This is a genomic window from Winogradskya consettensis (assembly GCF_018332715.1).
GTDB lineage: Bacteria > Actinomycetota > Actinomycetes > Mycobacteriales > Micromonosporaceae > Actinoplanes > Actinoplanes consettensis.
Window position 1 is genome coordinate 274,987 of record NZ_BOQP01000017.1, and the last position, 13,753, is coordinate 288,739.

General features: G+C 70.7%; 11 protein-coding genes and 2 pseudogenes. 4 read left to right on the forward strand and 9 right to left on the reverse strand.

Going from position 1 to position 13,753, the window contains the following annotated elements:
• Positions 1–7 precede the first annotated feature (7 nt).
• A complete protein-coding gene (locus Aco04nite_RS18410) occupies positions 8–2,776 on the reverse strand; it encodes a M14 family zinc carboxypeptidase (protein ID WP_244876091.1) in 2,769 nt (922 codons plus the stop codon).
• A 180-nt stretch (positions 2,777–2,956) separates the two neighbouring features.
• Here Aco04nite_RS18410 and Aco04nite_RS18415 point away from each other — a divergent pair, with 180 nt between their 5' ends.
• Both Aco04nite_RS18415 and Aco04nite_RS18420 read left to right on the forward strand, forming a co-directional pair.
• A complete protein-coding gene (locus Aco04nite_RS18415; RefSeq protein WP_212998447.1) occupies positions 2,957–4,540 on the forward strand; it encodes a sensor histidine kinase in 1,584 nt (527 codons plus the stop codon).
• The gene (locus Aco04nite_RS18420) at positions 4,537–5,220 is read left to right on the forward strand and encodes a response regulator (RefSeq protein WP_212998448.1); all 684 of its coding nucleotides are present in this window, start codon (positions 4,537–4,539) and stop codon (positions 5,218–5,220) included. The genes Aco04nite_RS18415 and Aco04nite_RS18420 overlap by 4 nt, the downstream gene beginning before the upstream one ends.
• Here Aco04nite_RS18420 and Aco04nite_RS18425 read toward each other — a convergent pair.
• Positions 5,217–5,540, reverse strand: a pseudogene (locus tag Aco04nite_RS18425) (TetR-like C-terminal domain-containing protein); the annotation flags it as partial. The gene Aco04nite_RS18420 and the pseudogene Aco04nite_RS18425 sit on opposite strands and share 4 nt — an antisense overlap.
• A gap of 148 nt (positions 5,541–5,688) precedes the next feature.
• On the opposite strand from Aco04nite_RS18425, the pseudogene Aco04nite_RS49655 reads away from it, so the two are divergent.
• Both Aco04nite_RS49655 and Aco04nite_RS18430 read left to right on the forward strand, forming a co-directional pair.
• Positions 5,689–5,838, forward strand: a pseudogene (locus tag Aco04nite_RS49655) (siderophore-interacting protein); the annotation flags it as partial.
• Entirely contained in the window at positions 5,833–6,231 is a 399-nt protein-coding gene (locus Aco04nite_RS18430; RefSeq protein ID WP_280519354.1) for a siderophore-interacting protein, read from the forward strand. The pseudogene Aco04nite_RS49655 and the gene Aco04nite_RS18430, both read left to right, overlap by 6 nt.
• Here Aco04nite_RS18430 and Aco04nite_RS18435 read toward each other — a convergent pair.
• The 7 genes from Aco04nite_RS18435 to Aco04nite_RS18465 all read right to left on the reverse strand — a co-directional run bounded on the left by Aco04nite_RS18435 (position 6,228) and on the right by Aco04nite_RS18465 (position 13,591).
• The gene (locus Aco04nite_RS18435; RefSeq protein WP_212998451.1) at positions 6,228–6,998 is read right to left on the reverse strand and encodes an NPP1 family protein; all 771 of its coding nucleotides are present in this window, start codon (positions 6,996–6,998) and stop codon (positions 6,228–6,230) included. The genes Aco04nite_RS18430 and Aco04nite_RS18435 overlap by 4 nt on opposite strands.
• A 95-nt stretch (positions 6,999–7,093) precedes the next feature.
• Entirely contained in the window at positions 7,094–7,864 is a 771-nt protein-coding gene (locus Aco04nite_RS18440; protein ID WP_212998452.1) for a helix-turn-helix domain-containing protein, read from the reverse strand.
• A gap of 882 nt (positions 7,865–8,746) precedes the next feature.
• Complete coding sequence (locus Aco04nite_RS18445; protein ID WP_212998453.1) at positions 8,747–9,775, reverse strand: ABC transporter ATP-binding protein; 1,029 nt, start codon at positions 9,773–9,775, stop codon at positions 8,747–8,749.
• Positions 9,772–10,566 carry an ABC transporter permease gene (locus Aco04nite_RS18450; protein WP_212998454.1) on the reverse strand — a complete coding sequence of 265 codons (795 nt, stop codon included), beginning with the start codon at positions 10,564–10,566 and terminating at the stop codon, positions 9,772–9,774. The genes Aco04nite_RS18445 and Aco04nite_RS18450 overlap by 4 nt, the downstream gene beginning before the upstream one ends.
• On the reverse strand, positions 10,554–11,441 hold the full coding sequence (locus Aco04nite_RS18455) for an ABC transporter permease (RefSeq protein ID WP_212998455.1): 888 nt from the start codon (positions 11,439–11,441) through the stop codon (positions 10,554–10,556). The genes Aco04nite_RS18450 and Aco04nite_RS18455 overlap by 13 nt, the downstream gene beginning before the upstream one ends.
• A 2-nt stretch (positions 11,442–11,443) precedes the next feature.
• On the reverse strand, positions 11,444–12,562 hold the full coding sequence (locus Aco04nite_RS18460; protein ID WP_239158720.1) for an ABC transporter substrate-binding protein: 1,119 nt from the start codon (positions 12,560–12,562) through the stop codon (positions 11,444–11,446).
• 273 nt (positions 12,563–12,835) lie between these two features.
• The gene (locus Aco04nite_RS18465) at positions 12,836–13,591 is read right to left on the reverse strand and encodes a GNAT family N-acetyltransferase (protein ID WP_212998456.1); all 756 of its coding nucleotides are present in this window, start codon (positions 13,589–13,591) and stop codon (positions 12,836–12,838) included.
• Positions 13,592–13,753: the final 162 nt, after the last annotated feature.

Here is a 13,753-nt window from a genome sequence, read left to right on the forward strand (position 1 = left end):
GCAACGTTCAGCCGACCACCGAGCGCAGCGGGATGCCGGCGGCGCGCAGGTCGGCGATCAGGTTCCGCAGGAACGGGTGCTCGTCGAACGGGAGCCCGGCAGGGTTGGGGATCGTCAGGTACGCCGAACCGCCCGCCGTCGACACGGTGGCGGTGCTCGTGTAGCGGCCGACCACGAGCCGGGTGCGGGCGAGATCGGCGGTGGCCACCTCGATGCGGCCCGGGCGCCATTCGCCGCCGAGGTTTGCCGGGGCGGGCTGAGCTGCCGCCGCGTCCCGCGCCGGCTGAGCGACCAGCGGGGCCCGGGTTGCCGAGGCCGGGTAGAGCAGCGTGTTGGCCACCAGCTGCAGACCGCTCTCGTTGTACGCCCGGAACAGCGGATCGAACGCGAACAGCACCGCCCGCCCCGCGCCGGTCGGCTCGTCCACCACCACCGCAGTGCCCTTCAGGGCGTCGGCGTGCACGGTGTAGCCGTTGTACCAGAACGTGTCGCCGCCCGGATAGGTCAGGACGTTGACGCCGGTGGTGCTCGGCGTGAGGATCGCGTCGCCGTTGTTGAACTCGAAGTCCTCGGCCGGCCGGCCCAGCGCGACCGGGCTGCTCCCGTCGACGTCCACCCGCAGGTGCGAGCCGATCACCAGGTAGTCGGCGGGCTTCGCCTTCTCGGTGGTGGACGTCAGGCCGGCAGCTCGGGCAACCCTCGTACCCTCGTTGCGCAACCCGACGTAGGTGTGGCCCTGGGCGATCCAGTTCCGCAGGTTGGCCTGCCCGGCCGCGGTGAGGCCGCCGGTCGCGCTGCTGCCGTCGGGAACCATCAGCACCGTACGCCCGGTGAACGCCGCCGTGTTGTCGTTGATGTCCGCCGTGGTCACCGGGGTGAGGTCGAGACCCCACCGCGCACCCAGGACGTAGCGGGCCTCGCCGTAGGAACCGGACGTGGTGGTGATGCCGGTGCCGCGGAACAGCCCGACGTCGGGCAGCACGATCGCGGTCCCCCGGGCGGGACTCCGGCTCGGGGTCAGGGTGACACCGAGGGACCGGGCGAGCCGGTCGACCGCCGGCGTCACTCGGGCCGCCGGAAGCCGGACCAGGACGCCGTCGCGTACGGCGGGAACGCCCTGACCGAGCAGTTGGAAGGTCAGCTGGGCCGCCGAGGCGGAGTCGCCGCGGAACGAGTAGGAGCCGTTGCGCGGTGCCGCCGAGGACCTGCCGCCCTCGATCCGCTCGACCTGCTCGGCACGCGGGCGCACGTCGTCGCCGGTGTAGATCGTATCGACGCCCATCAGCAGCGGGTTGCTCCAGGACGAGACGTCATAGAAGTACGGGAACGGGGCGTACGGGTCCTCGCCCAGCGTCGCCTGGATCCAATGCTTCTGCGGCTGCTCCATCGGGATCCAGTACGCCCCCGCCGGCACGGTGACATTCGATCCCGTCCGGCCGCCGAAGATACGCGCATGGCGTACGGTCAACGGCTTTTTGATCTCATAGACCTCGACGTCCATCCGCCGCAGCCGCTCGACCAGCCGGCGCACGTCGGCGAGCTGGCGCCCGGGCATGAGGAAGTACGACTTGATCGTGACGTCCGGCACCGGGAACTGGACGGTGTTCTCGGGCTGGACGACCTCGTTGGGTTCCAGCGCACCGGCCCGGCCCTCGGCGAGCGCGTCCGTCCAGATCTTGTAGTAGCTCGTCAGCACCTCGCGCTTGTGGGCGGCGGCCCAGCCGAGGGTCGTCCACTGCGTGGTGAACTGCTGCTGCACCCGGTCCTGGACGGCTGAGGCGCTGCCCTTCTCGTACGTCATCCCGGCCGCGCCGAACCCCGTGGACGGCACGGTGTCGCCGTATCCCATGTAGAACAGGTCGTACGTGTCGTAGTTGAAGTAGCACTCGCTCGTCACGGTGGCGGTGCAGGCGCCGTTGTAGCCGAACGCGGCCTGGTTCGCCGCCCCGATCCGGTTGATCCAGTCGACCGGTTCGGCGGCGATCTCGTGGTGGATCGGGTCGGCGTTCGGCGGGAAGAAGTACTGCTGACCGCCCATCTCGTGGGCGTCGATGAACACCTGCGGCGGGAACCTGCGGATCAGCTCGACCTTGCTGTCGGTCTCCGGCTGGGTCCGCGCGAACCAGTCCCGGTTGAGGTCGAAGCCGTACTCGTTCTGCCGCCGGACGGCGTCACGTCCGTCCGGGTTCTGCGTCGGCAGGATCACCGTGATCAGGTTGTCGGTACGCTCCCGCGCCGCGCAGGAGGCGCCCGCGGCCAGCTCGTAGAGGGTTTTGAGGGCCGCGTCGGCGCCGCTGGTCTCGCCGCCGTGCACGTTCCCGGCGATCCACACGATGGCCGGGCGGTCCGCGGCGATCCGGCGCGCCCTGGCGGCACTCAGCGTCCGCGGGTCGCGCAGGCCGCGGATCTCGCCGGCGATCTCGTCCAGGGTGCGGCGGTCGGCCTGGCGCCCGCTGGACACCACGGCGTACGGCAGGGGCTGCCCCAGCACGCTGGTCCCCATGACACCGCTCACCACCCGGTCGGACGCCCTGTCCACCGCGCTGAGGTAGCCGCTGATCTCCGTGTTCGTGACCACGCGCTGCTGGCCGATGCCGAGCGGAAAGCCCAGAAACTTCTCAGGAGTGGGTACGCCGCCCAGGTGGGCCGCAGGATCACCGGCGCACGACCCTGCGCGGGACGTGGCACTCGCGGGCGGCCCGCTGATCAGGGGGTTCAGGGCGGCGATCAGCGCGACCGCCAGAGCACCGGTCACGAGCTTCGGAACTCGCATCATGTCCCCGTTTCCCGTCCCTGCCATCCGTACCGATCATCGGCAGCCTATGGCCTTTAATTCAGGATGGTCAATGCGTGACGGGTGGCTGCGGTTGACTCGCGACGGGGGGCAGGCGACACTCCCGGCACCGGGCCGAAACACGGTGCTCTCGCCGGGGAAACAAGGAAACCGAAGGTAGTGATGTCGCCACGCTGGAGTATCGCCGGGCAGTTGTTCGCGCTGCAGGTGCTCGTCGTGACGTTGCTGGTGGCGATCGGTACGGCGGGCGCGTTCCTGCTCGCCCGCAGCGACGCGCACAACGCGGCGGTCGGGGAGGTGACGGCGGTGGCCGAGGCGATCGCCCGCTCCCCCGGTGTCGCCGAGGCGCTGCGGACGGGGAACCCCACCGCCGAGCTGCAGCCGTACGCCGAATCGACCCGCCTCGCGACCGGCACCGACTTCATCGTGGTGATGGCCCCGGACCGCACCCGGTACACGCACCCGACCGTGTCGCTGATCGGGCAGAAGTTCGCCGGGGACGTCGACGCCGCGCTGCGCGGGGGCACCGTGATCCAGCAGTACAGGGGCAGCCTCGGCGACTCGGTGCGCACGGTGGTGCCGGTGCGCGAGCCGGACGGCGCGATCATCGGGCTGGTGTCGGTCGGCATCACCACCGAGGCGATCAACCGGGGGCTGCTGCGCCAGGTGCCGGCGGTGGCCGGGAGCACGGCGGTCGCGCTGCTGCTCGCCGGGGCGGGCGCCTGGCTGCTGAGCCGCCGGTTGCGCCGCCAGACCCACGGGCTCGGACCGGCGGAGATGACCCGGATGTACGAGTACTACGACGCGGTGCTGCACTCCGTCCGCGAGGGCCTGGTGGTCGTCGATCGCGACGGACGCGTGGCGCTCATCAATGACGAGGGAAGACGACTTCTCGGCGTACCCGACGATTCTCGGGTCGACCGGCCCGTCGCGGAGCTGGACCTGCCCACGGAGGCCGCGGAGCTGATCGCCTCGCGCCGCCCCACCGTGGACGAGCCGGTCCTGGCCGGCGACCGCGTCCTGGTGGCCAGCCAGAGCGAGACCCGGTTCGAGGGACGGACCCTGGGCACGGTCCTCACGCTGCGCGACCACACCGAGCTGCGGGAGCTGACCGGCGAGCTCGACTCGGTACGCGGGCTCACCGCCGCCCTGCAGGCGCAGGCCCACGAGGCGGCGAACCGGCTGCACACCGTCCTGACCATGGTGGAGCTGGGGCGCGCCGACGAGGCGATCGAGCTGGCCACCGCCGAGCTGGCCCTGGCGCAGCAGCTCACCGACCAGGTCGTCGGCGCCCTCGACGAACCGGCGCTCGCGGCGCTGCTGCTCGGCAAGTCGGCGCAGGCCAGCGAGCGCGGCGTGGAGCTGACCGTCTCCGACGACTCCCGGCTCGCGGGCGAGCACATGCTGCCCAGCCGGGACCTGCTCACGGTCGTCGGCAACCTCGTCGACAACGCCCTCGAAGCGGTCGCGCTGGCCGATCCGCCGCGCAGGGTGCGGGTTCTGGTGCGGCAGGAGCAGGACGAGGTGCTGGTGCGGGTGAGTGACACGGGCCCCGGGCTGACGCCCGATCAGGCGGCTGCCGCCTTCCGGCGCGGGTGGTCGACCAAACCGGGTGCGGGACGCGGCGTCGGCCTGTCACTGGTCCGGCAGGTCGCTGAAAGGTACGGCGGCAGCTACGCGATCACGTCCGGCACCGACGACCACGGGGCGATTCTGACCGTACGCCTCCCGGTGCGCACCCCGTGACGGCGATCCGGGTCCTCGTGGTCGATGACGAGCCGCTGATCGCCGAGGCGCACCGGGCGTACACGGAGAAGGTGCCCGGCTTTGAGGTTGTCGGGGTGGCGCACACCGCGCGGGACGCCATGGCCGCACTCCGGGCCGGGCCGGTCGACCTGGTGCTGCTGGACCTGAACCTGCCGGACAAGCACGGCCTGGAGGTCGCCCGCGCGTTACGGGCGGCGGGCAGCGGCACCGACGTGCTCGCCGTGACCTCCGCCCGGGACGTCGCGACGGTCCGCCAGGCAGTCGCCCTCGGCGTGACCCACTACCTGCTGAAACCATTCACGTTCGCGGCGTTCCGCGACAAGCTCGACCGCTACGCCCGCTACCGCAGCCAGCTCCCCGGCACGGGCGAGGTCGCCGCGCAGCACGAGATCGACCGGGCGTTCGCGACCCTGCGCGGATCCCCGCACGACAGCCTGCCGAAAGGCCTCGACGAGCACACCCTCGATCTGGTGCTCGGTGTCCTGCGGGATCTCGCCGCTCCGGCCGGACTCTCCGCCGCCGAGGTCGCCGCCCGGATCGGCGCGTCCCGGGTCACCGCGCGGCGCTACCTCGAGCACCTGGCCGACGCCGGCCAGGTGATCAGAAATCCGCGCTACGGCAGCCCAGGACGCCCCGAAGTCGAATACCGGCCCGCTTAGCCGCAGGCTGTCTTTCCCGGGCTGACCTCCGCCAGGAAAATGCGGGCCAGGTCGGGCGGGTCGAGCCGGGCCGGGTCGCGCCCGCTGAGCACCCAGAAGAACATCGGCCCGATCAGCAGCCCGGTCGCCCGGTCGGGATCGGCACCCGGAGCGACCCGGGAGACGACGGCCCGCGCGGTGTCGCCGAGGATGTCGCGGCCGGCGAGCAGCGCGGCGATCTCCGGGTCGTGCTGCGCCTCGCCGAGCAGCGCCCGGTAGGCGGCCCCGGCGTGCGAGCGGGTCAGGAAGTGGTACAGCGCCTCGAGGTAGCGGGTCACGTCCTCGAGCGGGTCGTCGACCGGCGGGAGCGCGGGCCGGCCCGCTCGGGGGCCGGATGCGGGCGGTCACCCTGGGCGGTCCCGCTCTCGCGGGGCTGAGCGCCAGGCCCGGTCAACAGGTACGGATCCAGGTGCCCGCCCCCAACCGGGTCGTCGACCGCCTCGGCGGGATGCTGCGGACGTACTCGATCTGGGAATACGACGGGAGAGCATGGAGTTGCGCGTCTTCGACCACGGCGACGGCCCCGGTGCGCGGTGGGCCCGCGAGGCCAGGGCCGGTGACGTCGTGCACCTGATGAAGCCGCAGGGCGATTTCGTCTGCCGGCCCAGCGGGTACCACCTGTTCGCCGGGGACGAGACGGCCTCGGTCGCGTTCGGTGCGATGATCCGCGGCCTGGCCGGCGACGCCCCCGTGCACACGGTCGTCGAAGTGGACACCGAGCACGAGCAGCTGCCGCTGCCCGGCGGCACCGTCTGGCTGCACCGCCGGGGCCGGCCCGCGGCGCGGTCGGGCGAGCTGGTCGCGGCCGTCGCCGCGCTCGACCTGCCCGACCGCCCGGGCACCGCCTACCTCGCCGGCGAGGCCGGCACCGTTCAGATGATCTGCTCCCACCTGGTCCGCGACCGGGGCTGGAACCGCCGCGACGTGCTCACCAAGCCGTTCTGGGCACCCGGAAAGACCGGGATGGACTAACCCGCGGGATTGAACGGAATGGCGCTCGGCTTGCTGTTCGTGAGCAGGTCGACGAACCGGCCGTCCGTGATCTTGATGGTGGCGGAGCCGAAGTCGGCGTTCATCAGTTTGTCGCGCAGCGTAGTGCTGGGCCAGCCGTTCCAGTCGACGATCGGCGGGTAGCGCCAGTCGTGGTAGTGATTTTCCGGGGGCTCGTCGCCGGTGCCGGCGAGCCGGAAGAAGTGCGTGTTGCAGCAGCCGTCCTTGTGGTAGACGACCTTCGGGTGGGTGCCGTCGAAGCGGATCTGCGAGCGGGTGAACGTCTGCACGCCGCTGTGGACGGTGTTCGTGACGTACTCGACCTGGTTGGTGCTCTGGTTCACCCAGGAGATCACGTGCTCGAAGTCGTGGCGGTGCCCGCAGCAGCCGTTGAGCGTCTGGTCCTTCTCGAAGTAGCTCGCGTAGACGATCGCGCACCAGCCGTTGTTGCACTTCGATCGCGCGTACGTCTGGGAGTTGTCCAGGTCGGACTGGTCCCTGCAGTTCCCGTTGATCGCGCCGGTGGTGTTCAGGCCAGAGTTCAGCGTGCCGTCGGGCCCGATCGCGGGTGTCGCGTAACAGCCGTCGGTGTCGTAGTCGTAGGCCGGCGAGAACGTCTGCTCATAGCCCCCGGCGTTCTGCGGCAGGTTGCCGGGCGGGGCCGCGAACGCCGCCGTGGCCGGGACCAGGATCCCCAGGGCGGCGACTGCGGCGACCACACCGAACCGCCTGCGTGCGTGTTTTCCCATCGATCACCTTCTCGTCGCAGACCGGCCGAGCGCCGCGTCGCGCCGAAGTCTGACATCAATGATCGTCACTGCGAAAGAGATCGATCCAAAAGCTTTCATGACCAGCCGTCGACCCGCAGGTAGAGCGCCGGCACCGCGGCGGGTTCGGTCGCCGACGTGCCGAACGCCGCGCACAGGGCCGGATCGCTGCGCAGGGTCACGTCCGGGGCACCCGGGTCGTTCGCGAACGCCAGCATCGTCCCGCCGGTCCCCTGCGCCGGCACGCCCGGGTGCACGTCGACGGTCCGCCGCCAGTGCCTCCCCGCGCGGACCAGGTCGACCGACGCTGTGCGGGTGACGCTGCCGAAATCCGCCATCAGAACATAGACGTCACCCTCGAAACCCGGATCAAAAGAATGGGTCCAGACCTCGAGGGGTACGCAGTCAGCAGCCGGACCATCGTGCGCAGCCCCGAGCTTGCCGCCCTGAGGCTCCGCGGCCGGCAGATGGAACAGCGCCGTCGTCGCGATGGCGATCACCACAGCCGCGGCCGTCAGACCCAGAACCGTCTTCGTGGTCAGCCAGTTTCTGCGCACCGGCTCCCCACCGGGATCGGCCTCCGCGGCGAGCCGGTCGCGGATCTCGTTCAGCCGCCGGCGTTCACCCGGACTGGCACCGAACAGAACGGTCAGCCGATCCAGGATGGCCGGCCCCGGCAACGCGGTCCCGGCAAGATACGCGGTGATCGTCTCCGCGGAGCTGAGCCGCGCCCGCTCGGTGATCTCCCCGGCCGACAACAGCGGCCGCTTGTTGCGCTCCGCGTGCCGCACTCTGAGCTGCTCCAGCTCCGCACCGAACTCCAGGACCGTCGTGACCTCTGTACTCACATACCGTCAACGATCGTAAGGACGATCTTCGCGCGGGCGCGCCCGCCTTCAAGCTGATCCATCGCGGCGGCGGCACCCTCCGCCGCTGGCCCACCACCTCATCTCCTCCAACCCGGTCGCCACCCACATCCGCTCGATCTTCCGCAAGCCGGACGCCACTTCCCGTGGTGACCAGGGGGACGCCGGCGCACCCTGACCGGCACCTGCACGCACCCCGCGATCATCGGCACCGACGGCATCGCGTCCAGGTCGTCAACGCGGTCCGCGGAGCGCTCGACACCCGACCCTGAGAATGCGGCGCGACCATACAGAGCGTGAGTCCACCAAAACTCAAGCTGGCATGTGCGACGAAATGTTGTGCGCTTAAAGGCCTGCACCAAACAAAGTTGATCGAAAGCTGACCTGGACGCAACTTCGAGTCTGGCGCTGTTAGACATTATTTTTCGCAGCCTCACCCTGCGCATCCCAACTCTCACGCTCAGGTCTCGCCGACAGAGCGGACCCGCGCGCAGAGCGACCGCCGGCGCGCGCAGAGCGACCCTCGGCACGCGCAGAGCGACCCTCGGCACGCGCAGGGCGACCCGTTGCCGGGAACGCCGGCGGGCGAGGGGCAGGAATCTACGGGGGTCAGCGGCACCAGCAGGAACATCGGAGTTCGTGGCTCAGGGACGCGCGGTGATCGGCGTAGTCGGGCCAGGACGAGTCGGCGATGGACCACCAGCAGGTCTTCTCGACGCCGTGGATCTCGCGGGCGCGGACCGGCAGGTCGCGGGTGCCCGGCGGACCACCGGATCGGTGAGGCCGGCCGCGACGGTGAGGCCGGCCGCGACGGTGAGGAACCCGCCGGGCCGGCTTCTCATCGAGATGGGTGAAGGGTGGAGGTCAGGCAGCGTCCTGCAGGGCGACCGCGACCGGGCGGAGTTCCACCCGGACGGGGGCACCGACGGGGAGGCCGGCCAGGAGTTCGCCGCTGATCTGGGCGACGATCACGTCGTTGCCGCGGGTGACGGTGACGCGGCTGGTGGGGCCGAGGAACGCGGTGGAGAGGACCGTGGCGTCGCCGGTGGGGTCGGGGACGACGATGATGGACTCCGGGCGTACCAGGGCAATGACCTCGGGGCCGCCGGTCGCCTGGGAGACCAGCGGCAGACGCGTGCCCAGGACTTCGACCGCGTCGCCGTCGAGGCGGCCGGGCAAGCGGTTGCTGAGGCCCACGAAGTCGGCGACGAACGCGCTGGCCGGGCGCAGGTAGACCTCCGGCGGGGCGGCGAGCTGCTCGAGGCGGCCGGCGCGCATGACGCCGACCCGGTCCGCGATGGCGAGGGCCTCCTCCTGGTCGTGGGTGACGAACAGGGTGGTCGTGCCGACCTCGGTCTGGATGCGGCGGATCTCGTCGCGCAGCTGCACGCGGACCTTGGCGTCCAGGGCGGACAGCGGCTCGTCGAGCAGCAGGACCTGCGGTTCGATGGCGAGGGCCCGGGCCAGGGCGACCCGTTGCTGCTGACCGCCGGAGAGCTGGTGCGGGTAGCGGGCACCGTGCGTGCCGATGCCGACGAGGTCGAGCATGTCGGCGGCGCGGCTGGTGTCCTTGCGGCGGCGCAGCTTCAGGCCGAACTGGACGTTCTCCAGGGCGGTCAGGTGCGGGAAGAGGCTGTACGCCTGGAACACCATGCCCATGTCCCGTTTGCTCGCGGGCAGCGCGGTGATGTCCTTGCCGTCGACCAGCACCCGGCCGGTGTCCGCGTCCTCCAGCCCCGCGAGGATGCGCAGCGCGGTGGTCTTGCCGCAGCCGGACGGGCCGAGCAGGGCGATCAGCTCGCCCGGCTCGATGTGCAGGTCGAGCCCGTCGAGGGCGGGCACGCCGCCGAAGCTGCGGCGCAGCTCGTTCAGGTGGACCGCAACGCCACTCATCGGGAGGCCTTTCGTCGATCTCCGAACAGGGACAGGATCAGCAGCAGGACGAACGCGAGCACGAGCGCCGCCAGCGAGACCGCCACCGACATCGTGGCGCTGCTCTTGCCGAGCAGGTTGATCGCGACCTGCAGGTTGGTGCGGTTGAGCAGCGACGCGATGGTGAACTCGCCCAGCACCAGCGCCACGGTGAGGAACGCCGCGGAGAGCACCGCCGAGCGGATGTTGGGCAGGACCACCCGCACCATCACGGTGAACCAGCCGGCGCCCAGGCCGCGGGCGGCCTCGGCGAGCGTCTTGACGTCGATCGCCGAGAGTCCGGCATCGATCGCACGGTACGCATAGGGCAGGACCAGGATGGTGTACGCGAAGACGAGCGTCAGCGACGACCCGCCGAGGAAATAGTTGACCCACGCGTAGACCGGCGCGAGCCCGACCACCAGCACGATCGCGGGGATCGTCAGCGGCAGCAGGCAGATGAACTCCACCAGCGGCCGCAGCCCGGGTAGTCGCAGCCGTACCCAGACAGCGGTCGGCACGAGCAGCACGAGCATGAGCAGGGCGGTCAGCAGCGCCTGTTCGAGGGACGCGGCGATCCCGTCGGCGAGGTCCGGATACGTGGCGCTGAGCTGCGGCCAGTCGACCAGCAGCGACCAGGTGTTCCCGTCGCCACGCGTGGTGAACTCGACCATCGCCGCGAGTGGCAGCAGGAAGAAGACGCCGAGGACGACCAGGACGACCCAGCGCAGGACGCGCTGACGGCGTACGCGTTGTGCCCTTACCCCAGCCATTTCGCGGTCCGTCTCTGCAGCAGGGCGTAGAGGGTCATGACAACTGCCACCACGACGACCATGCCGAGCGCCATCGCCTTGCCCAGGTTCTGCTGGCCGAGGACGACCTCGCTGGTCAGGGCGCCGCGGATCTGCAACGGCACGATCGGGCTGCCCTGGCTGACCAGGGCGGCAGCGGTCGCGTACGCGGAGAAGGCGTTGGCGAACAGCAGCAGCGCGGACCCGAGGAAAGCGGGGGCGAGCAGCGGTCCGGCGACCCGGGTCCAGTAGTGCCACGTGGAGCCGCCGAGGCTCTCGGTCGCCTCCCGCCACTGCGGCTTGATGCCGTCGAGCGCGGGCAGGAACACGATGACCATGAGCGGGATCTGGAAGTACGTGTATACGAGCATCAGCCCGGGCAGCTCGAACAGCCACACGCCGTTCGCGTAGATGTCCGTGCCGAGATGGTCGCGCAGGAACACGGTGACGAAGCCGGACAGGCCGATGGTGGCGAGGAACGCGAACGCGAGGGTGACGCCGCCGAACTGGGCCAGGACCCCGGACGCGGCGGTGACGACCCGCCGGAGCAGGCCGTCGGGCTTCGCGGTGACCAGCACGTAGGCGAGCACCGCCCCGAGGACCGCGCCGATGAGGGCGCTGACCGCGGAGAGCAGGATGCTGCGCCCGAACGCGTCGAGCACGTAGGCGTCGCCGAGGGCGGTGACGTTCGAGAACGTGAAACCGCCGTCGCCGGTGAAGGCACCGATCGCCACCACGAGGGTGGGGATGACCAGGAAGATCGCGACGTACGCGAAGAAGGGAACCGTGCCGAGCAGGCTGCGGACCTGAGTGATCCGCAGCCTGCCACGTGGCACCCTCGTCGGGATGCTGGTCATTCTTAACCGATGGCCTTGGCCCAGTTGGCGGTCAGGTATTCCTTCGCCTTCGTGGTCTGCGCCTCGGTCTGGAACACCGGGGTGCCCTCGACCTTCGGCAGCGCGGCGAACGCGGTGGCGTCGATCGTGGCGGCCTTCACCATCGCGTCGGCGCGGACCGGGCGGGCGCCGCCCTTGAGCCACAGGTTCTGGCCCTCGTCGGAGTAGAGGAATTCCTGCCAGAGCCGCGCGGCGGCGGGGTGCGGGGCGTCCTTGCTGATGGCCTGGACGTAGTACGAGCCGACAACCGCACCCGCGGGAACGACGGTCTTCCAGGTGGGGGTCTTGGCGGCCTGCGCGACGTTCAGGTAGTCCCAGTCGAACACGACCGGGGTCTGACCGGACTCGATCGTCGCGGGGGTCGGGTCGACGGGCAGGAAGTTGCCGGCCTTCTTCAGCTTGCCGAAGAAGTCGACGCCGGCGGTGATGTCGTCGGCGGAGCCTCCGCTGCCGAGCGCGGCCGCGACGACGCCGTTGAACGCGGCACCGGCCTGGGTCGGGTCACCGTTCAGCGCGATCTTGCCCTTGTACTCGGGCTTGAGCAGGTCGGCGATGCTCGTGGGGGCGGGCACCTTGCTGCTGTCGTAGCCGATCGACATGTAGCCGCCGTAGTCGTTGGTCCACGTGCCGCTCGCCTCTTTGAGCGCGTCCGGGATGTCCGCCCAGGTGGCGGGCTTGTACGGCGCGAACTTCGCGACGTTGGCGGTGGCCACGGCCGAGCCGAGGTCGAACACGTCCGGCGCCTTGTCCTGACCCTTGAGCTGGTCGGCGGCGTTGATCTCGTCCTGGCTCGACGCGTCGGGCTGCGCGGAGTTGACGGTGATGCCGTACTTGGTGCCGAACGCCTTGATGATCTCGCCGTAGTTGGCCCAGTCCGGCGGCAGCGCGATGACGTTCAGCGCTCCCTCCTTCTTGGCGGCGGCGGCGAGGGCGTCGATGCCCCCGAGGTCGGCGGCGCTGGTGGCCGTCGCCGCGCCGGTGCCGGCCGAGGCGCTCTCCTTCTCGGGCGGGGAGCAGGCCGTCAGGCCGGCGAAAGTCGTGACCGCCAGCAGGGTGGCCGCGGTACGTGCCAGGGTCCGCACTTGGTTCCTCCATCTCATCGGCGGCCGCCTGAGGGGCCCCGCCGCTGCGTGGATCATGGGAGTGCCGGATATCCGGAAGGTGGGCGCCAGGAGGCGATCAGACGTCCGCAAACTGAACGAAAGCCGCCACGAGCTGCGCGTTTGAGGGTGGGCTTCCAGGAGTGAGGCTGTAGATCATCAGGTCACCACGGTCCACGTCAATGGATACGGGGTAACGAACGCACCACTGTGGGTCCCGACAGGACTGCCACCGTCCCGTCGGGACCCCGGCAATCAGCGGTCCAGCACCAGGTAGAGGCGCTTACCCGTGGGCCGGAAACCGACCCGTTCGTAGATCCGCCCCGCGTCCGGGCCCGACGCCTCGAGCCAGGCGACGGTGCCGTCCCCGGCGAAGAGGGCGGCGGCGACCCGGGCGGTGATCGCGGCGGCGAGACCACGGCGGCGGTAGGCGGGCGGGACGGCGATGCCGGCCACCTCGCTCACCCCGTCGTTCGGCGGCACCGCCTGACCGCCCCCGGCGCAGGTGCCGTCGGCGGCGACGGCCATCACGGAGACGCCGCCCCGGGACTGCAGGCGGCCCATCCGTTCGGCGTCCTCGGCGGTGGCACCGGGGTCACCCCCGAACCCGATGATCTGCGCGTTCACCATGGCGACGCGTTGCTCGTCGGTGGCCGGTTCACGCAGGTCGAAGCCGTCCGGCGCCGGCGGCACGACCAGTGTCTCCGGCGTGCAGACGAGGTAGTCGTGCCGGGCCTCCACGGTGAATCCCGCGGCGAGCAGGTGTTTCTCCAGCTCCGGGGCGCTGGAGGTGACGTACTCCAGGCGCGGGAGCCGGTCGGCCGCACGGAAGGCGGCGACCATTTCGGTGACGGCGGCCGGGGTGATCTCCGAGCCGGGGCGTGGCGTGGCGTAGTTGATGCCGGGGCTGGTCGTCGCCGGGTCGATACCCAGGACGAACGGCCCCGCCTGCGCCGCGGCGGGCCGGGTGAGCAGGTTGGCGACGACGGACTGCTGGATGCGGGCATCCATGTTCAACGTAGGACCTCGAGACATGAAGAAAGAGCGTGTGCGGGCGACAGATTCGGTGGGCCGCCGCGGAAAATCTCAGGCGGCCCTCAGGCGCGTCGAGATCACAGGCTTCATTCCTTCAGGAGCGTCAAGAGCGGTGAACAATGGGACCGCCCGGAAGCC